Origin of the sequence: Streptomyces sp. NPDC050287 (assembly GCF_044459385.1) — a bacterium.
GTDB lineage: Bacteria > Actinomycetota > Actinomycetes > Streptomycetales > Streptomycetaceae > Streptomyces.
The window spans coordinates 292,504-311,108 of the sequence record NZ_JBITIY010000004.1 but is presented as its reverse complement, the minus strand read 5'-3'; the positions used below and the strand labels follow the sequence as shown (position 1 = coordinate 311,108).

Below are 18,605 nucleotides of genomic sequence, written 5' to 3'. Positions count from 1 at the left end.
TTCACCGCACGCCCTTCTCCCACAGGCCGACGACCTCGTCGGTGTCGCTGAGCAGGGCCACGTTGAGTCCCAGTTGCACCAGGGCCGCGGCGTTGACGTCGAGGTCGTAGGCGGCCGTCGCGTCCCGGGGGACGACGACGGGCCAGTCCAGCTGTACGGCGTCCTGGGCGGTCGCGTCGACACAGCACTCGCTCGTCAGGCCCACGACGGTCAGCCAGTCGCAGCCGGCCGCATGGAGCCGCGCGTCGAGATCGGTGCCGAGGAATCCGCTGTAACCGCGCTTGACCACGCGCGTTTCGCCCCCGGCGGGCCGCACGCGGTACCACTCGGCCCCGGGCGTACCGAGGACACACGGCTCGTCCGGACTCATGGGCGCGTCGTAGTCACCTGAGCGCAGCCAGTTGCCCGACCGCCACGGCCTGGCGGGGTCGCTGCCCAACTCGACCCAGACGACCGGCACTTCACTGGCTCGGGCGGCGTCGACGAGCTCTCCGACGCGGGTGACCGCCCGGTCGAGCGCCGACAGCGCGGCCTCCGTCAGGCCGTACGCGGCGAGACGGTCCGGATCGGCGAAGTCCCGCTGTACGTCGACCACGACCAGCGCGGGTCCGCTGCCGGGCCGGGAGAGGTGGGCGAGCTGTCTGTCGCGCAGGTCGGACATCAGGCCGCCACCTCGTCGCGCTCACGCAGAGCCGGCAGCACGGTGTCGCCGAACAGCAGCATGTCCTCGTCGTACTCCGGGAAGATCAGCATGAGCCCGTCCAGGTCGGCCTCGCGGACGATGTACTCGATGTGGTCGGTGACCGTCCGCGCCGATCCCGCGACGTACGCGGTCTGGAACGCCGCCTCTCCCGCGGCGCCCTCGGCCCACGCGCGCGCCTGGTCCTCGGGCACGCCCCAGGTGCGGCGCATATGGGTGAGCGCCTCGCGGTCGAGGCCCGCGCCCCACTCCTTCACCTTCTTGGCGGCGAGCTCGTCTGTCTCGTCCTGGACGACGGTGAGCATGGAGTAGGTCTTGCAGACCCGCCCGTTGGCCTTCGCCCGCCCATGGACGTCGGCCGAGAGCATCCGCATCTCGTCGAGGGTCTCGGCGGCGAGGAAGGCCCCGTCGGCATACGTGGCCTGGAAGCGGCGCGCCTCCTCCGAGCGGCCCGCGTTGATGAGGGTCGGGCGGCTGTCCGGATGCGGGCGCGACTGGCAGTCGACGAGATCGAAGTACGGCGTGTGCATGGTGACGGAGTCCTCGGTCCACAGCCGGGTGACCGCCTCCGTCCACAGTTCCGTCATCCGGTAGCGGTCGGCGTGAGTGAGCCGCGGGTTCCACTCCCCGAACTGCTCGAACTCGCCCGCGTAGGAGCCGTTGACGATGTTCATGCCGGCGCGGCCGCCGGAGATGTCCTGCAGGGTGGCGAACATCTTGGCCGCGAGGGCGGGGTTGTGGACGTTGGCGTGCAGGGTCGCCCAGATCTTGACCCGGCTGGTCGCCTCGGCGAGCGCCGCCATCATCGTCATCGACTCCAGCGAGCGGCCCCAGTGGTCGGTGCTGCCGCCGAAGCCGCGCCACTTGGCCATCGACATGATGAAGTCGAGGCCGATGGTCTCCGCGTGCAGGGCCGCGCGCTTGTTCCACGCGTAGGTCGCCTCGGGGTGGGGCGCGGTCGTGGACAGCATCCATCCGCCGTTTCCGATGGGGAGGAAGATTCCGTACTCTTTCGCGGGCACGTTGGTGGGCCTTTCCGTGAGTTCTCTGCTGCCGCGTGGGGGCCAGGGGTGCGGCTACGGTGCGGGCCAGACAAGCTTGTCGGCGGCGTAGATGTTCGTCACGGGGGAGGTGTCGAACCATCCCTTGGCCCGGGCGGCGGTCACGCCGGCGGGCACGATCTTGAACTGGTGCAGCATGCCGACGAGCGCGGCGACGTTCTTGAGGTCGATACCGCCCAACGGCCGGCCGGGCGACGGGTTGTCCTCGGCGACCTTGATCTCGGTCTTCCAGATCGTCGTGTTCAGCTTCTTGTCGTACGTCGGTCCGGACAGTTGCGCCGCGTATCCGACGCATTCGGCGATGTGCCGGGCACCGGACGAGCAGTAGCCGTAGGCGTGCAGGGCGGCGCGCAGGATGTCCTCGACGGCCTGCGGATGCTCCTTGGCGAACGCCGGGTTCACCGCCATCGCGCCGAGCGAGCTCGGGACACCGTAGTCGACGGGCTTCCACACGGTGACGTCGTCACCGGCCGCCTTGAGCTGGTTGGGCTCGTTGGAGACGAACCCGGTGAGTGCTTCGAGGCCGCCCTGCCTGCGCGGCAGCACCGAAGGGTCGTAGCCCTGCTTGACCAGCTTGAGCGAGTCCCACTTGACTCCGGCCTTGACCATCATCGCCTCGACGGTGGCCGGTACGTAGCCCTTGTGGCCGACGACCTTGCCGTCGAGCTGGGTCAGGTCGGTGATGTCCTTGTTCGTCATCAGGATCTCGAGGCCGGCGTTCGAGTACGAGGAAATGCCCGTGATGTCGATCCCGTTGGCCCGGGCCTGGATGACGTCCTGCTCGGCGACGGGACTCACGGTGGCCTGTCCGCCGGCGAGCAGCTTGGTGTTCTGCGCCGTGTCGCCGCTGCCGGGCTTGAGGTCGACGGTGAGGCAGAGGTCCTTGAAGTAGCCGAGCTTGGCGGCGGCGATGTACTCGAGGATCGACACCGAGGACTGGTACTGGTAGCCCGACAGGTAGGTGATCTTGCCGGCGGCCTTGTTCTCGGCACAGCGCTCGGCGGAGATCGCGGAACCCTCCGAGCCCGTCGAGGTGCTGTCGCCGGAGCCCGAGCCGCATCCCGCGACGACGGCCGTCAGCGCGACGGCGGCGAGGGAGGCGAGTGCGGATCTGATACGGCGGTACGGCTTGGACGGCATGGGTGACTCCAGTCTGGCGACGGTCGCCGGAGAAGGGTGTGGATGAGAGAGGAAGGCATGGCTCGCCGAGCGCCCCGCCGGCGCGGGCCACGGGTGGGTGGAGCGACGTGCGGGCAGGCAGGTGTGCGGGCGAGTCAGTTGTGTGCGCTGTCGTGCCAGTGCAGGACGCGGCGCTCGACCAGCGTCACGGCGAGCAGCAGCAGCACACCCATGACCGCGAGGACGAGAATCGAGGCGTATACGACCGGCAGCTGGTTCATCGACGAGGCCACGCTGATCGCGGTGCCGAGGCCGCCGGCCGATCCCGACGCGGACATCTCGGCCACCACCGCGCCGACGATCGACAGCGGGAAGACGATGCGCAGCGCCGCGAACACGTACGGCAGCGCGTGGGGGACGCGCACGTGCCGCAGCAGCTCCAGCCGGCCTGCGTCCATCGTCTGGTACACCTGCAGCACCTGCTGCGGTACGGACCGCAGACCGGCCGCCGTGTTGATGAGGATCGGGAAGAAGCAGATCAGGCCGGCGATGATCAGTTTGGGCAGCGGCCCGAAGCCGAAGGCCACGACCAGGGCCGGGGCGATCGCCACGAGCGGGGTGACGTTGAGGACGACGGCGATCGGCATGACCGCCCGGCGTACGAGGGGGAGTTCACTGGTCAGCACCGCGAGGACGAACGCGGCGGCGAACCCCATCGCCAGTCCGGCCGCCGCCTCGCCCAGGGTGACCAGGGCGTTGTCGACGTAGTAGCCGAACTGGCCGGCGAGCGAGCTGCCGACGGCAGGCAACGGCGGCAGCAGATACGGAAGTTTCGCCGCTCCCCACTGCCAGAGAGCGGCGAGGACCGCCAGCGTCACGAGCAGCGGCAGCCAGACAGCCGGGCGGATCCACGCGACCCGCGACCTCGGATGGCCGAGGCTGAAGCGCGACGGTTCGACGGGCGGACGGGCCTCGGTCGCCGGAGCGGTGGCGCGTTCGTCGGCTACGGTCATGTCCTCGCCCCCCTCACGCGGCTTCGGAGCGCCAGGCACGGCGCAGCCGGTCTCGGACCAGATCCTCGTACTCGTGGAAGCGGCGCTCCCCGAAGAGCCGTTCACCGCGCGGACGGGGCAGGTCGACGTCGATGGTGTCCACGATGCGGCCGGGGCCGGGGGCCATCACGATCACGGTGTCGGAGAGCCGTACGGCCTCGGGGACGGAGTGGGTGACGAACAGGACCGTCGTCTTCAACTCGTCCCACAGATCGAGCAGTTGGTCCTGAAGGCTCTCGCGGGTGAACTCGTCCAGGGCCGAGAACGGCTCGTCCATGACGAGGACGTCCGGCCGCAGGCCGAAGGCACGCACGATCGCGGCACGCTGCCGCATACCGCCGGACAACTGCGCCGGGAGCTTGTGCATGGCCTCGCCGAGCCCCGCCTTGACGAGGAGTTCCCGCATGTCGGGGGCGGCCGGCGCGCCCTCCCGCTCGGTGAAGCCGGCGATGCGTTCGCGGCGCCCGGCGGCACCCTTGTTGATCTTCTGGGGCAGTGTGACGTTCCGCAGCACGGACAGCCAGGGCAGCAACGCCGGGCTCTGCGGTACCAGGCCGATCATCTTGGCGGCGCATGCCTTCGCGGGCGGGACACCGTGCACCCGGACCTCGCCGCGGTCGGGCCGCTCCAGGCCTGCGACGAGGCGCAGCAGGGTCGACTTGCCGCAGCCGCTGGGACCGATGAGGCTGACGAAGCGGCCGGGCGGCACCGTCAGCCGGACGTCGTCCAGGGCGTTCGTCGCGGACGGCCCGAATCCGTAGACCCGGTGCACCGACCGTAGTTCGAGTGCTGGCGTACCAGTCACCTTCACGCTCCCATCCATGTAGCGAGCACGAAGGCCCGGTCCTGGAAGTCGGAGAGCGTGCGTGGCGAGTGCGGGTGACTGCCACGCGGAAATCCGCTTAGGTGTCGTCGACCGTAGGAGCCCTGTGTTTCCATCCGCCACCGTGGTGTGTTTCGGGGACTTTACGTTCGGTGGCGAAGTGGGACGGCGGTGGTGCCGTCGAAGACGTGGATCTCGATCCCGAGGTCCGCCGCCGCGCGTGCCACCCAGCCGCCGAGGGCCTGCACGATCAGCTCCGTGACCAGGAGCACCGTTCGCTCGGCCGTCGGCACCGAGTCCCGCAGCCACAGCAGCTTGAACATGTCCGCCATGACCTTGTTGCGGTACGCGGGCTTGTAGGCGCCCTGGTTGCCGACCAACTGGACCAGTACGCGGCCCGCGTCGTCGATCCCCTCCACTTCGACGCGGCTGCCGTCGGGCAGCATCAGCGGCCTCGGGCGCAGCCTGGTACCGAGCCGGTCGCCGAGGGCGAGCAGCATCCGGCGTTCGATGGAGGCCTCGGTGAACCGGCTCCACTCGCTGGGGGAGTCAAGGACTGTCAGGTGCACGTGCAGGAGGGTACGAAGGGCCCGTTTCCTGCGTGTTTCGGTCCGCTCGACGCCGGGAAACACCTCGAAGCCGGGCGGGGCCCCTGGCCTGCGGTGACGCAGACCGGGGGCCCCTCATGACGGTTCGGTGCGGCGGTGTGTGTCAGCCGTCGGACTCCGAGGACGGGATGTAGGCGCCGGGCACGTCCTTCGGCGCGAAGATCTTGGACTCGCCCGGATACGGCTTCTTCCACCCGTGTGTCTGGTACCACGTGAAGTGGTTCATCTGCGCGGGGTTGGCGAAGTCCGGGACCGCGTCGGGGCCGGTCAGCCGCTGCTTGGACTTCCACGAATCCCACTGCGCCGCGAGCGCCTGCTTGTCCGCCGGCACCTTCGCCGACGGCACGGCGGCCGCACTCGGGTCCTGCGGAGCCGGGGTGTCCACGCCGCAGGCGGGCGGGGTCTTCAGACCGTCGGTGAGCGAGGTCCGGTTGGGCAGCGCCTTGAACGGCGTGTAGACCGGATGCGGGGTGAACGCCCCGCGCATCGGGCTGGCCGCGCTGTCCTTCTGGTTCATCGGGTGGATCCCGAGGATCTGCTCGATGGTCCGGATCATCGTGATCTGCGAGTAGTAGTGGTTGTCCACGGTGTCGTGCTGCGCCCAGGGGCTGATGATCTGGATCGGGGCACGGTGACCGTCGACGTGGTCGAGGCCGGCCTGGGAGTCGTCCTCGACGACGAAGATCGCGGAGTCCTTCCAGTACTTGCTGTGCGAGATCTCGTCAACGATCTTGCCGGTCGCGAGGTCGTTGTCCGCGACCTGGGCGGCCGCGTTCGCCGGGCCACCGGTGTGGTCGCTGGAGAGCCAGAACATGTTCAGGTTCGCCGGCCCGTTCTTCTCGAAGTCCCGCTTCCAGATCTGCTCCCGGTAGACGTCCGGGACGCTGGTGTCGAACTTCGGGAAACCGGGCACCGACACACTGTTGAGCGACGGGATCGGCGAGGAGGAGTTCAGCGGGTAGGCGGTGTCCTGCCCGGTCGCCGCCATGTTCTTGGAGTCGCAGTACAGGTTCTGCCAGCTCGCGTCCGCCGGTTTGGTCAGGAACTGCTGGAACTCACCGAAGTCCCGCACCGACTTGCCCGCCGCCTGCGCACCGGTCCACAGGAACCCGGTCCGCTGGTGGCCCAGAGCGTCGTCCTCGGTGTCGTAACTGCGCTGGTACTCACCGGCCGAGGACTCGGTGTACTCCGGATCGTCGGCCTGCATCAGCCAGTTGTGGCCCTCCGCGGAGTTCGTACCGATGTCGTACGTGTTGTCGTACAGGCCGAACTGCTCGGCCAGGGCGTGCTGGTTCGGCGTCACGTTCTCGCCGAACTCCGCCAGCGACGGGTCGCCGTTGCCCTGCGGGACGTCACCGAAGACCTGGTCGTAGGTCCGGTTCTCTTTGACGATCAGGAAGACGTGCTTGATCGTCGACGGGTCGCCGAGCCGCTGCGGAACCGGCACCGGCAGCGCGTGGCTCGTGCCCTTGGCCTGCGTGACCGAGCCGGCGGTCCAGCCGTTCTGCTGGAAGACCTTGGCCGTCTCGGACTTGATGACACGGTCGCTCGGCAGCGTGAACCGCTGCAGGCTCGACGTGGTGTCGTGCGTGCCGTGCCCGGCACTGGTGGTGGGGCGGCGGGCATCGATGCCACGGGTGTTGGAGACGACCACCTGCTTGCCGACGGTGGCGATCTCCGCGGGGAAGTAGTCGGTCGGGAGCAGGCCGACGTAGCTGACCGGCATCTGCGGGCTCGTGTACCGGTAGACGGCGACCGCGTTGGCGCGGCCGAGCGTCACCAGCAGGTGACCGTCGTCGGTGAGCGTCACCGCGTCGGGCTCGTAGCCCACGGACGCCTCGGGCCACGGCTGGGTGGCGATGGTCTGGACGACCTTGTCGCTCGCGGTGTTGATCACCGACACGTCGTTGGTGGCGGTGTTGGTGACGAACAGCGCGCCCTTCTTGGCGTACAACGCGGTCGGGTGCAGACCGACGTTGATGGCCCCGACGGCGGCGGACGGGTTCGCCAGGTCGATGACGCTGACCGTGCCGGTGGTGGTGGCAGCGGTCACCGGACTGGCCGGCACCTGAGTGCCGTAAGAGTTGATGGTGCTGTCGCCGGGCTTCGCCGGACGGCCGCCCTCGTTGCTGACGTAGAGCTTGTCGCCGACCTTGACCAGGTCGCGCGGGGCGTTGCCCACGGCCCAGCTCTGCTTGACGGCCCCGGTCGCCGCGTCGATGGCGACCACCCGGTTCTGGCCGTTGACGGCGGAGTACACGGTGGAGCCGTCGGGCGAGAACACCGCCTCGCCCACCAGTGCGTGCTTGTCGCCGTCCGCCGGGATGCTGACGGACACCGGGTTGGCGACCGTGCCGTCCGGGTTCACCGTGAACCTGGTGTAGCCGTCCGTCTGGCCCAGCCACAGCTGCGTGCCGTCGGGCGAGTACGTGGGGCCCTCCTGGCCCACGCTGTTGCTGCCGATGCGCGGGGTCGACGACGCGGCGTTGCCGACGAGTTGCTGCACCTTCCAGCTCTTCAGGTCCACGATGGACAACGCCGCCCCACCGTCGGTGACCGAGGCCGCGAGGTGGGTGCCGTCCGGGCTGACCGAGGACGACATGATCTTGCCGTTGTTGACGACGAGGCGTTCGCCGTACGGGGCGAGGTACTGGTCGCTGGAGATGACCTGGCCGTGGTCGGTGACCTGGCCGACCTGGTCCGTGCCGAACTGGTGCGTCGTGGCGAAAGCGGTGCCGGCGGCGACCAGGGCGACAGCGGTGGTGCCCGCCGTCAGCAGGGGTAGACGGCGGCTGATGCGTCTGCCGAGAAAGCCGGAACGCTCCTCCTCGACACGCCTGCGGCGGCGTGTGACCTGCATGGGGTTATCCCTTCGGGGTGGTGGACAGCAGCTCGACGTTGCCGTCGAACTGCCACAGCGGGTTCGGTGCGTCCCCGACCGGGGTCCGGACCAGGAAGTAGCCGTTCACTTCCTTCGGTCCGTCGCCGTCGGCGACGAACCGCCCGTCGGAGGTGACGTCGAGCTGGTAGACGGCCGTGCCGGTGGCCTCGACGTCGGGGAGATGCCAGGAGACGACGCAACGCCAGTCGTTGCCCGGCCCCTCGGCGGTGACCTGCCCGGCGCCCTTGTCGCACGCCGCCGAGGCCCGCAGTTGCGCCTCGGTGACGTCCGGGCGGTTGAGCTGCCGGGTCTGCAAGCGGTACAGGTGGGCGAACGCCGTGGCGAGAGACCGCTGCACCTTGTCCTGCCGGATCCCGGAACCCACGGACGGGAGTGCCACGGCGACGACCGTGACCGTGAGGGCGGCCAGTCCGGCCAGCGGCAGGAGCCCGGTGACGAGCGCACGGCGCGCCGAGCCGTCGTCGGTGAGATTGGTGAAGTCCCGCCGCAGGAACAGCAGACAGGCGAGCACGGTCGCGAGTACGGCCCACACCAGGCTGACAACGATGCCGATGAGGAGCGGTCCGACCTGTGCCGGGCTGGTGAACAGACCGTTCCAGGCGATGAAGGCGTAACTGGGCAGGGCGAGTCGGACGGCGACGGGAAGCGGCAGCATCTGGGCGACCTGCATGGCCAGCGCGAAGAGCGCCGGCAGCAGCAGCCCCATCGGGGACCGTCCCAGCGCGATGGACCCGAGCAGTCCGATCGCGGCGAGGGCAAGCGTCGGCGCGAGCACGCAGACCCAGGCGAGGACGACCCTCCCGGCGGCGTCCGACGGCGCCAGCAGGTGGCCGTCGAGGCCGACCAGCGGATGGTCGCCGACCGCCAGAACCCCGCCGGCCGCGCTGGAACAGGCCAGCCCGGCCACGAGCAGCAGGATGACGCTGAGGCTGGCCAGCGCCTTCGCCACGAAGATCCGCCGGGGGGAGCGGACCGCCACCAGCAGATGCCGCCAGGTACCGAGCCGGTCCTCGGAGGCGAACACGTCACCGGCGACCACCGAGGTCAGCAGCGGAAGCGCCCACGTGCCCGCGAAGCCGAGCATCACCAGAGGTCCGGCCCACCCCGTGGCGTGCATCCAGCGACCGAAGAGGGTGTCGGAGGGGAGCGTGCTCTGCCGGCTCACCGCGGCGACGAAGAGGCCCGGCGCGATCCAGCAGGCGAGGACGAGCAGGCGGATCCGCCATTGCGAGACCAGTTTGACCAGTTCGAAGCGGTAGCCGCGCGGTACCGAGACGCGGCCGGCACCGGCAGCGCGGTCGTCGACCATGGTCGCGGTCATCTGTCGGACTCCTCCTGGTCGGCGGACTGTCCGGCGGGCTGTCCGGCGGGCTGTCCGGCGGGCTGTTCGGTGGGCTCGTCGGTGAGGGCGAGGAACGCGGCTTCGAGGGGGGACACCACGGGCGTGAGCTCCCGTACCGCGACGCCCGCGTGGACGAGCCGCACCACCAGTTCGTCGAGAGCCGGCACCAGCGCACGCACCACGAGCGCCTCGGCGCCGTAGCGCGCCCCGACGCCGTCGACGACACGGATCCCGGCCGTGTCGGCAGCCTCTTTGCGGGCGGCCTGTGCGTCGGAGGTGAGCAATCGGTAGTCGAGCTCACGGTTCTCGGCGGCCAGCTTGGCGGGCGGGCCCGAGAAGACGACGCGTCCGGTCGCGAGGATGGTGACCCCGGAGCACAGCACCTCGAGGTCGTCCATGCGGTGGCTGGAGAGCACGACGCTGGTTCCGCCCGCCGCGAGCCGGTTGAGGACACCGTGTACGTGCCTTTTGCCGGCCGGGTCGAGGCCGTTGGACGGTTCGTCGAGCACGAGCAGCCGGGGCTTCATGAGCAGGGCGGCGGCGAGCCCGAGCCGCTGACGCATGCCGAGGGAGAAACCACGGGCCCGGTCGTCGGCGACATCGGTGAGACCGACCTGGTCGAGCACGTCGTCGATTCCCGCTGTCCGCGCGTCGCCGCCCCGGAGAGCGGCGAGTGCGGCGAGGTTCTGCCGCGCGGTGAGCGAGGGATAGAGCCCGGGCCCGTCCACGAAACCGGCGACACCCTCGGGAGCGGAGAGCGCCCGCCCGACCGGCGTACCCAGGATCTCCAGACGGCCGCTGTCAGCGACGGCCAGACCCAGCAGGAGCCCGAGCAACGTGGTCTTGCCGGCGCCGTTCGGCCCGACCAGGCCGTGTATCTGACCCTGCGGCACATCCAGGTCGATGCCGTCGAGTGCGACGACGTCGCCGAAACATTTGGTGATCCCGCGCGCCCGGACTGAATGGAGTGTGTCCATGGGTCCCTTCTTTCGAAGCCTTCAGGGACCCTAGGGACTGATTAAAGCGCAAGCAGGAACGGCTGATTGAACGTTGATGGAACGGAAGAAGATCCGGCAGACACCAGATCGGTGACCTGCTGATATGTTCAGCAGCTTTTGATGACGGATCGTGGATCATCCGGGGTGTCAGATATCCCTGACCGTGAACAAGCTGCCGGTTGAATCCTTCTCAGGGTAAGGCCACGGCAAATCCGAGTGCATGAATTAACCAGCAGCGAACCAGAATTGGGCAAAGCCCGGAGCGGGCCGGGTCGCTGGGGACGGCCCGCTCCGGGAAACGCAGGGCTACGCGCGCATGTTGGCGCCACCGTCGATCGCCCACACCTGGCCGTTGATCCACTGAACGTCGTTCTGCTCCTGCTGCGTCTCGCCCATGACCAGGCCCGGCATCACACCGTTGCACCGCACCCCCTCAGGTCCCCAGTTCTTGGCGCCGACTTCGAGGCGCCGTAGGCGGGGCGTTTGCCGTCGGTGGCGCTGACCGCCGCACCCGAGGACGTGTTGACGATGCTGCCTGAGCCGTTCGCGAGCAGGTGGGGCAGGACGGCGCGAGCGGTTCGGACGAACCCGACCACGTTGACGTCCAGGGTGCGCTGCCAGACGTCGAGATCCGTGTCGAGCAGCGACTTGTCGCGCCCGAGGTTGCCCTCGGAGAGATCCGCGCCGAGCTGGGTCAACCTTCCCCGGCCGGGGAACCGCACCGGCTACGCCCCCCTGCATCAAGCGGCCTGGCACGGCGCGGACTTCGCCGTCGTCTCCCGGCTGATCGCGCACGGCGCCTGGCGCACACAGCGCACCCGGGACGGGCGGCGCGCCGTGGACGTCGCGCGGGAGCAGGGGCATGCGCATCTGCTGGAGCCGGTCCAGGTCCGGCGGCTCCTCTCTCCGCAGGATGTGCTGGAGCACCACTTCCATACACTGCTGCGGGAGAGGACCGGCGGTTGCTTCGAGGAGTACGGGGAGGCCCTGTATGTGCACGGCCACTCGCGGATGGACGCCGATGACGGGGACCACTACCGCGTGACCCCCCAGGGCTGGTCCAGAATCGAACGCAGGCGTACACCGCCGCCGCCCCCTCCGCAGCACCCTGCGCCCTGACCGGCGGACGGGCCCGGGACACTGACCGCACACCGCTCGCCCGTGCGGCCGCATCCACTCCCCGACGCCCCGGACGTTCCCCTCGGCGCGCGCGTCGATGAGACCCCGCCCGGTCGGCCCGACGTTCAGTAGCGGATGCAGCGGTTCCGTGAACTGGCACTCCAGAAGCGAGTGCGATCTCGGATGCATTACGGTGAGCTGGGCGACGTGCATGCGGGCCGCCGGCTACGCCTCCTCAGCCGGCGGATGCCGGCTCGATGCCCGATGGCGAGGGACAAGGCAGGGGAACGTGACGTCACAGCGCGGCAAGCAGCCGGCGGCAGCTGCCCGGGGCCGCACGACGGCCGGCCGGGGCCCGGGACCGCGCGCGGCGGAGATCCGGAACGCGGCCCTCGTCCTGTTCGCCGAGCGCGGGTACGCCGCCACCACGATGGCTGACATCGGCGAAGCGGTGGGAATGCGCGGGCCGAGTCTGTACAAGCACGTCGGCTCCAAGCAGGAGCTGCTCACCCAGATCATGACCGGCACCATGGACGACCTGCTACGGAACCACCGCGTCGCGGTTGCCGGTTGTGAGGACGTGGTGGAGCGGCTGCGCCGGGCCGCCGAGGCTCATGTCCGCTACCACGCCCGGCACCGACTCGAAGCGTTCGTGGGGACCCGGGAGATCCGCAGCCTGGAGGAGCCCCACCGCACGCAGGTCCTTGAGCGGCGCGCGGCCTACGAGCACGCGTTCCGGACGTTGCTCAGCGAAGGAGTGCGGGCCGAGCGTTTCAGCATCACCACGGTGAAGCTGACCTCCTACGCCATCCTGGATCTGGGGATGGGCGTGCCCGTCTGGTACCGGGAGGACGGTGACCTGACGGAAGATCAGGTCGTCTACCAGTACGGCGACTTCGCCCTGCGGCTGGCCGGCGTGCGCTGAGTCCCGCGGGCGCCCGGTCCGCGAGTACCTGCCTGGGCGGGAGCGTGCGGCAGCACTCAGGACCAAGCGTGCGACAGCACTCAAGGCCAAATCGAACCCAGTTCAAAATCGGAAGCCTTCACACTGTGTCGACCCCGTAACCATAAGGGCCACGGCAAAAACTCCTGCACCAAGGCTAGATGTACTGAGTTCAGTTCTGTACCGTCCCGGACGTCGGCACGGTACCGGACCGGGCCGGGGAAGGAGCGTCCGAGCATGAGCGCCACTCAGCGTTCCGCCACATCAGGGGCGGAGCCAGGGGCAGGATCAGAGGCGGAATCAGCGGCGTACGATCCGCGTACGGTGCGCCGCGCGATGCTCGCCGGCAGCCTCGGCACCCTGATCGAGTACTACGACTTCAGTGTCTACGGCTATCTCGCCGTGGTGATCGCTCCCCAGTTCTTCCCGAACGAGAATCCGGCGGCCTCGCTCCTGGCGACGCTCGCGGTGTTCGCCACGGGCCTGGTGGTGCGCCCGGTCGGCGGCGTCTTCTTCGGGTGGCTCGGCGACCGATGGGGCCGTCGCAGGGCGCTGGTCTCCTCGGTGGTGTGCATGGGCGTGGCCAGCAGCGTCACGGGTCTGCTGCCGACCTACAGCCAGATCGGCGTGAGTGCCGCGGTGCTGCTCCTGCTCGCCCGGCTGGTGCAGGGCATCTCCACCGGGGGCGAGTCGGTCGGCGCCTACACCTACATCTACGAGTCGGCGCCGCCCCGGCGCAGGGCCTTCCTCGGCGCCGTCACGCCCATCGGGTCCAACCTCGGGTTCATGTTCGCGGCCGCCACGGCGGGTGTGATCTCCGCGCTCGCAACGAAGGACCAGATGTCCGACTGGGGCTGGCGGCTGCCGTTCCTCATGGCCGTGCCGCTCACCCTGTTCTGCCTGTGGGCCCGGCTGCGGATCGAGGACACCCCGGAGTTCGAGGAGGCCGCACGGCGCGCCGACATTCCCACGGCCCCGATCCGGGAGGTCCTGTCCACCCACCGCGCGGCACTGCTGCAGTCCATCGGCCTTTCCATGGCGCAGGGCGGCGCCATCTTCCTCGGACTGACGTACATCGGCATCCACCTCACCACCGACCTGGGGTACGACGCCACGCGCGTGCTCTGGCTGAGCGCGGGCGTCGTGCTCGTCACCGTGCTGCTCATGGTGCCGGCCGGCCGGCTCGCCGCCCGGTTCGGCTCCCGGCGCATCCTGCTCTTCGGGTTGCTGGGATTCCTGGTCACCGCCTACCCCGCGATGCTGCTCATGGGCCGGCACAGTCTGGCCCTGGCCGGCGTCGCCTACCTCCTCTTCATGGTGAGCAGCGCGTTCGTACAGGTCCCGGCGGCCAGTCTGTGGCCGCACCTGTTCGAACGCCGGGTCCGGTACACCGGCATGGCGATCGGGTACAACATCGGCACCGTCCTCGCGGGCGGCACGGCTCCCTACATCGCGACCTTCCTGGTCCAGCGGACCGGGAACCAGCTCTCACCGGCGTTCTTCGTCATGGTGGTCTGTGTGATCGGGATCGGTTCCCTGCTCACCGTCCGCAAGGATGTATAGGAGAAACGTCGGGTGCCTGCCGGTGCAGTGGGCGGGGAGCACCGTTCCGCGCTCTGGCGGCATGCCGCGTCATGGGTCGTCAGAGCTTCTCGAAGATGTCCGAGCCGGCGACGGACATGGCCACGAAGACACCCGCCGAGGTCACCAGCGTCATGACGAGCGCGATGGCCGCCACCAGCGGGTAGGAACCGTTGGACCAGTAGTCGAAGAGGATGGTGCCCATGACCTGCGTCGTGGGCGCCCGTACCAGCATCGAGGCGGTGAACTCGTGGGTGAGCAGCACGAACATCAGCGCCGCGGCACCCGCGAGCGTGGGGCGCAGCAGAGGCAGCACGATCTCGCTGTTGGTCCGCACCGCACCCGCGCCGCTCGTACGCGAGGCCTCCAGGTACGTGTCGCCGAGTGCCACCATCGCGGACAGTTGCATCCGGGTGGCGAAGGGCAGCATCAGCGTCACATAGACGAGGACGATCACCGAACGGGTGCCGTACAGGATGAACGGCTCGCGGCTGTACGTCAGCAGGAAACCGGCGCCGAAGACGACCGCGGGGATCCCGAGGGGCATCGCCACGACGAAGTCGACGGCCGCCCGGATGATGCGGAACCGGCGCCCCTTGAGGAGGAGCGAGGCGGCGACGAAGCCGAGCGGGAGCGCGATGGCCACCGAGACGACCGAGGTGACGAGGCTGTTGACGATCGCGTCGGTGATCCCCGACTCCTGGAACACGCGCCGGAAGTTGTCGAGCGTGAACCCACTGGGTTCGATCCTGCCGCTCCAGAAGGCGGAGAGCGACACCACTGTGAGTGCGCCCAGCGGCAGCGCCAGCGCCACCAGGCCGTAGAGGACGATGCCCGTGACCGCCACCCATGACGGCCGCCCGCCGGCTCGGAAGGCCTTGCCGCCGTGGGTGACGAACCGGCTGTGGTCGCCGAGGATCACCTTCTGGAACACGACGACGGCGATGCCGAAGAGCAGCAGCGGTGAGCCGATGGCGGCGGCCCGACCGTAGTCGACCGGGCTCTGCGACACGGCGACGTACATGTCCGTGGTGAGTACGTCGATGCCCTTGTTCCTGCCGAGCAGCAGCGGTCCCGTGAACTGGCCGAGCCCCAGCAGCAGAGCCACGAACCCGCCGTACACCAGGACCGGGCGCAGCAGCGGCAGCGTGACCCGGAAGAACACTCCGGCGGCCGACGATCCGCTGACCTGTGCCGCCTCGATCAGCTCGGCGTTGATGTTGCCGAAGCCGGCGCTGACGAAGAGGTAGACGAAGGCGGTCAGGCCGAAGCCGGTGATGAGGACGATCCACGGCAGCGTGTAGATGTCGACGGGGCCCTCGTCGAGATGGTTCCACCAGGGCAGGTTGCGCAGCGCCGCGTTGAGGTAGCCGGGGCGGGGCGAGAACAGGAAGGCCCAGCCGGTCACCGCCGCCACGGCCGGGACCACGATGGGCAGGACGGGCAGGACGCGCAGCAGTCGCAGCCGGGGTGGCAGGCGGGTCGACGCCCAGGCCAGGAACGTGCCGAGGACCAGCGCGATGGCCAGTGAGCCCAGCGCCATACCGGCCGTCGTGCGCAGCGTCCCGGCCATGTCCGGGTTGTCGAAGGCGGCACTGTAGCCACGGGCGTCGTCCTCGAAGGCCAGCCGTTGCAGGCCCACCAGGGGAGCGATCACCAGGTAGCCGATGGCGGCCAGGAACACCAGCGCGCCGAGCCGTGGCAGGTGGCGCCGCGCACGGGTCACCGCCGTCGGGCGGGGTGGGGCCGAGGGCGTCGGTGTCGTGAGGGGTGCGGGGGCGGGTACGGCGGGTGCGGCCACGATGTCACGCCCTCACTGCGGCGGCGGGCGCGTGTTCGGCTGTCCGCACCCCGTCGGCGTCGTAGTAGATGGCCGCGTCCTTGGTGAACCAGGCGGTCACTCGCTGTCCGCGCGACAGACCCCGGGCCCACGGCTTGCCGGTCAGGGGCGCCTGCGCGTGCAGACGGCTGTCCCCGATCGCGACGACCACGTCCATGTGCCGGCCGCCGAACTGCGCGTCCACGACCTCCGCCGCGAGGCCGACGCCCTGCGGCGGCGGCTTCTCCTCGACCGGACAGAGCTGAAGGTCGTCGGGGCGCAGCCGGGCAGTGACCTCGCTCTGCGAACGGGGCACCGGGAGCTCGTCGACCACCGCCTGGCCCGGCGCGTGGGCCTCGCCGTCGGCGCCCGGTCGGCAGGCGAGAGCCCAGCCCGCGCCCTGCCGCCGGAGTGGAAGCCGGTTCGACATGCCGATGAAGCCGGCGACGTACTCCGTGGCCGGCTCCTCGAAGACCCGCTCCGGCGTGTCCAGTTGCTCGATCCGCCCGGCCTTCATGATCGCCAGGCGGTCGCCGAGCGCCAGGGCCTCGCTCTGGTCGTGGGTGACGAACACGGCGGTGAAGCCCAGCCGTGCGTGCAACTCGTGCAGTTGGGCGCGTACCTGGTCGCGCAGCCGGGCGTCGAGGTTGCTCAACGGCTCGTCGAAGAGCACCAGGTCGGGCTGCGCGGCCAAGCCTCGGGCCAGGGCGACCCGCTGCTGCTGGCCGCCACTGAGCTGCGCCGGAAAGCGGTCGAGCAGGGCGGCGCAGTCGACGAGCTCCGCCGTCTCCTCGATCCGTGTGCGCGCCTGCTCACGGGCCACCCGTCTGGTTCTCAGGGGATATCCGATGTTGCGGCGCACTGTCATGTGCGGCCACAGCGCGTACGACTGGAACACCATCCCGATGCGGCGCTTGTTCGGTGGGAGGCTCACCTTCCCTCGTACGTCCAGCACGGTCTGGTCGCCCAGCGAGATGCGTCCCTCGTCGGGCGTCTCCAGACCGGCCAGACAGCGCAGAGTCGTGGTTTTCCCGCAGCCGCTCGGGCCGAGCAGAACGATGAACTCGCCCGGCTCGATCTCCAGCGACAGGTCGTCCACCGCCACAGCCGGCGGCTTGCCGGCGAACCTTTTCGTCAGACCCTCGATGCGCACGTGGGACACGGGGACTCCTCACATCCAAAGACCGAGTGAGTGGGCACCCGTCGAGGCGGGTGCCCACACTGTTGTGCGTCGGCACTGGCCGACAGATCCGACGCCCCTACTGGAACAGGGACTTCCACTTCTTCTGGTACGCGGTCACGGCGTCCGGCGTGAGCTTGGCCGGATCCTGTACCCGCACCTTGTCGTTGGTGATCACTGTGCCGGGGACGTCGGGCAGCACCGAGCCGGCGGACGGCGTGATCAGCTTCTGTCCCTCGGCGGTCACCATGAAGTTGGCGAACAGCTGTCCCGCGTTGGGATGCGGGGCGCCCTTCAGCACCATGCCGTAGTACCGGGCACCCCAGGCGCCGTGCGGCGGCATGCGGTAGTCGACCGGTGCGCCCTTCTTCTTCGCGGGATCGATCGCGATCGGTGCGATGAAGCTGCCGGCGGCGATCTCGCCGGACTGCAGAGCCTCGCCCATCGGCAGGGAGCTGGGGTAGATGCGCGGCTTCTGGGCGGCCAGCTTCTTCACGTAGTCGGCGCCGTACGTCTCCTCCAGCCACAGGTAGAAGTCGACGAGCGACGGCGCCGTCGGCTCGACGACGCCGATCTTGCCGCCCGCGAGGGACGGGTCGAGCAGGTCCGGGTAGTCGGTCAGCCCTTGAGGATGGAGCTTGGTGTTCCAGCCGAAGGTGAGCACCGCGGAGTTGGTCTCGAAGTAGTTGCCTTCGTGGACGTACTGCTTGGTGTCGTAGTCGCCCTTGCCGGTCAGTTCTGGGCCGGTCGGCGCCAGGAACCTCCCGGCCTCGGCCTGCGGTTTCACCCAGGACAGGCTCGCGCTGACGTACATGTCGGCGATGTGCTTGCCGGTGTTGAACTCCGTCTCGACCTTCACCCCGAGGTCACCGTCGACGCCCCGGACGGTCTTGACGTCGATCCCCGGGTACTTGGCCTCGAAGGCCTTCGCGAGGTTGTTGAGGGAGGTCAGATCCTGGGCCGAGTAGACCGTGATCTGCCCTTCTTTCTTCGCTGCGGCGACCAGTTGGTCCATACCCGCCGATGCGGGCACGACCTTGGACTCGGCGTTGTTGCCGCCGCCGCACGCGGCGACCAGCAGTGTGGTGATCGACAGCAGGATGAGCAAAGCCCCGCGCCGTCGCGGATCTGATCTCATTCTCGGCTCCCTTACATGAAACCGGCTCCCGGGCCGAACCGGCGCACAACCGAGTGGACTTCGCGCTGGACGGTGGCCGGATGGCCAAGATTTCGTGAAGCTACCAAACTGAACTCGGTTAGGCAATAGAATGCGCAGCCGCCGGTTTGGAGGGGTTGGCGCGGCGGCATGGGGCGGTCGGCCTCGCTCGGCCCCGGCCCGTTGAGTGTGGGGAGCGGGG

The 18,605-nt window shown here is 69.4% G+C and carries 16 protein-coding genes; 3 read left to right on the top strand and 13 right to left on the bottom strand.

Features of this window, described 5'->3' with window-relative positions; genetic code table 11:
* Position 1: 1 nt before the first annotated feature.
* The 10 genes from ACIBK3_RS16345 to ACIBK3_RS16300 all read right to left on the bottom strand — a co-directional run bounded on the left by ACIBK3_RS16345 (position 2) and on the right by ACIBK3_RS16300 (position 11,303).
* Positions 2 to 661, bottom strand: coding sequence for a cysteine hydrolase family protein (locus ACIBK3_RS16345; RefSeq protein ID WP_399366059.1), 660 nt, complete (start codon positions 659 to 661; stop codon positions 2 to 4).
* Positions 661 to 1,722, bottom strand: coding sequence for an LLM class flavin-dependent oxidoreductase (locus ACIBK3_RS16340; protein WP_399366057.1), 1,062 nt, complete (start codon positions 1,720 to 1,722; stop codon positions 661 to 663). The genes ACIBK3_RS16345 and ACIBK3_RS16340 overlap by 1 nt, the downstream gene beginning before the upstream one ends.
* 54 nt (positions 1,723 to 1,776) lie before the next feature.
* Positions 1,777 to 2,901, bottom strand: a complete 1,125-nt coding sequence (locus ACIBK3_RS16335) for an ABC transporter substrate-binding protein (RefSeq protein ID WP_399366055.1) — start codon at positions 2,899 to 2,901, stop codon at positions 1,777 to 1,779.
* A 134-nt stretch (positions 2,902 to 3,035) separates the two neighbouring features.
* Positions 3,036 to 3,893 (bottom strand): ABC transporter permease, encoded by an 858-nt coding sequence (locus ACIBK3_RS16330; RefSeq protein WP_399366053.1) that lies wholly within the window; start codon positions 3,891 to 3,893, stop codon positions 3,036 to 3,038.
* A 13-nt stretch (positions 3,894 to 3,906) separates the two neighbouring features.
* Positions 3,907 to 4,737, bottom strand: a complete 831-nt coding sequence (locus ACIBK3_RS16325) for an ABC transporter ATP-binding protein (RefSeq protein ID WP_399366051.1) — start codon at positions 4,735 to 4,737, stop codon at positions 3,907 to 3,909.
* Between the two features lie 161 nt (positions 4,738 to 4,898).
* Positions 4,899 to 5,324, bottom strand: coding sequence for a hypothetical protein (locus tag ACIBK3_RS16320; RefSeq protein WP_399366049.1), 426 nt, complete (start codon positions 5,322 to 5,324; stop codon positions 4,899 to 4,901).
* A gap of 142 nt (positions 5,325 to 5,466) precedes the next feature.
* Entirely contained in the window at positions 5,467 to 8,223 is a 2,757-nt protein-coding gene (locus ACIBK3_RS16315; RefSeq protein ID WP_399366047.1) for an alkaline phosphatase family protein, read from the bottom strand.
* A 4-nt stretch (positions 8,224 to 8,227) separates the two neighbouring features.
* A complete protein-coding gene (locus ACIBK3_RS16310) occupies positions 8,228 to 9,586 on the bottom strand; it encodes an ABC transporter permease (protein WP_399366045.1) in 1,359 nt (452 codons plus the stop codon).
* Entirely contained in the window at positions 9,583 to 10,584 is a 1,002-nt protein-coding gene (locus tag ACIBK3_RS16305; RefSeq protein WP_399366043.1) for an ATP-binding cassette domain-containing protein, read from the bottom strand. The genes ACIBK3_RS16310 and ACIBK3_RS16305 overlap by 4 nt, the downstream gene beginning before the upstream one ends.
* Before the next feature lie 431 nt (positions 10,585 to 11,015).
* Positions 11,016 to 11,303 (bottom strand): SDR family NAD(P)-dependent oxidoreductase, encoded by a 288-nt coding sequence (locus tag ACIBK3_RS16300; RefSeq protein ID WP_399366041.1) that lies wholly within the window; start codon positions 11,301 to 11,303, stop codon positions 11,016 to 11,018.
* On the opposite strand from ACIBK3_RS16300, the gene ACIBK3_RS16295 reads away from it, so the two are divergent.
* The 3 genes from ACIBK3_RS16295 (at position 11,269) to ACIBK3_RS16285 (ending at position 14,230) form a co-directional block, all read left to right on the top strand.
* Positions 11,269 to 11,724: a hypothetical protein gene (locus tag ACIBK3_RS16295; protein WP_399366039.1), complete on the top strand. Its 456-nt coding sequence runs from the start codon at positions 11,269 to 11,271 to the stop codon at positions 11,722 to 11,724. The genes ACIBK3_RS16300 and ACIBK3_RS16295 overlap by 35 nt on opposite strands.
* 289 nt (positions 11,725 to 12,013) lie before the next feature.
* The gene (locus ACIBK3_RS16290) at positions 12,014 to 12,649 is read left to right on the top strand and encodes a TetR/AcrR family transcriptional regulator (RefSeq protein WP_399366038.1); all 636 of its coding nucleotides are present in this window, start codon (positions 12,014 to 12,016) and stop codon (positions 12,647 to 12,649) included.
* Between the two features lie 255 nt (positions 12,650 to 12,904).
* Positions 12,905 to 14,230, top strand: coding sequence for an MFS transporter (locus ACIBK3_RS16285; RefSeq protein WP_399366036.1), 1,326 nt, complete (start codon positions 12,905 to 12,907; stop codon positions 14,228 to 14,230).
* Between the two features lie 79 nt (positions 14,231 to 14,309).
* On the opposite strand, the gene ACIBK3_RS16280 is transcribed toward ACIBK3_RS16285, so the two are convergent.
* The 3 genes from ACIBK3_RS16280 to ACIBK3_RS16270 all read right to left on the bottom strand — a co-directional run bounded on the left by ACIBK3_RS16280 (position 14,310) and on the right by ACIBK3_RS16270 (position 18,385).
* Positions 14,310 to 16,049, bottom strand: a complete 1,740-nt coding sequence (locus ACIBK3_RS16280) for an ABC transporter permease (RefSeq protein WP_399366034.1) — start codon at positions 16,047 to 16,049, stop codon at positions 14,310 to 14,312.
* A gap of 4 nt (positions 16,050 to 16,053) precedes the next feature.
* Positions 16,054 to 17,229 (bottom strand): ABC transporter ATP-binding protein, encoded by a 1,176-nt coding sequence (locus tag ACIBK3_RS16275; RefSeq protein WP_399366032.1) that lies wholly within the window; start codon positions 17,227 to 17,229, stop codon positions 16,054 to 16,056.
* A 97-nt stretch (positions 17,230 to 17,326) separates the two neighbouring features.
* Positions 17,327 to 18,385 (bottom strand): ABC transporter substrate-binding protein, encoded by a 1,059-nt coding sequence (locus tag ACIBK3_RS16270; RefSeq protein WP_399366030.1) that lies wholly within the window; start codon positions 18,383 to 18,385, stop codon positions 17,327 to 17,329.
* Positions 18,386 to 18,605: the final 220 nt, after the last annotated feature.

Excerpts from the sequence above, each read along its gene's own strand:
- ACIBK3_RS16345 (WP_399366059.1), bottom strand. The coding sequence starts at position 661 with ATGTCCGACCTGCGCGACAGACAGCTCGCCCACCTCTCCCGGCCCGGC.
- ACIBK3_RS16335 (WP_399366055.1), bottom strand. The coding sequence starts at position 2,901 with ATGCCGTCCAAGCCGTACCGCCGTATCAGATCCGCACTCGCCTCCCTC.
- ACIBK3_RS16330 (WP_399366053.1), bottom strand. The coding sequence starts at position 3,893 with ATGACCGTAGCCGACGAACGCGCCACCGCTCCGGCGACCGAGGCCCGT.
- ACIBK3_RS16315 (WP_399366047.1), bottom strand. The coding sequence starts at position 8,223 with ATGCAGGTCACACGCCGCCGCAGGCGTGTCGAGGAGGAGCGTTCCGGC.
- ACIBK3_RS16310 (WP_399366045.1), bottom strand. The coding sequence starts at position 9,586 with ATGACCGCGACCATGGTCGACGACCGCGCTGCCGGTGCCGGCCGCGTC.
- ACIBK3_RS16305 (WP_399366043.1), bottom strand. The coding sequence starts at position 10,584 with ATGGACACACTCCATTCAGTCCGGGCGCGCGGGATCACCAAATGTTTC.
- ACIBK3_RS16285 (WP_399366036.1), top strand. The coding sequence starts at position 12,905 with ATGAGCGCCACTCAGCGTTCCGCCACATCAGGGGCGGAGCCAGGGGCA.
- ACIBK3_RS16270 (WP_399366030.1), bottom strand. The coding sequence starts at position 18,385 with ATGAGATCAGATCCGCGACGGCGCGGGGCTTTGCTCATCCTGCTGTCG.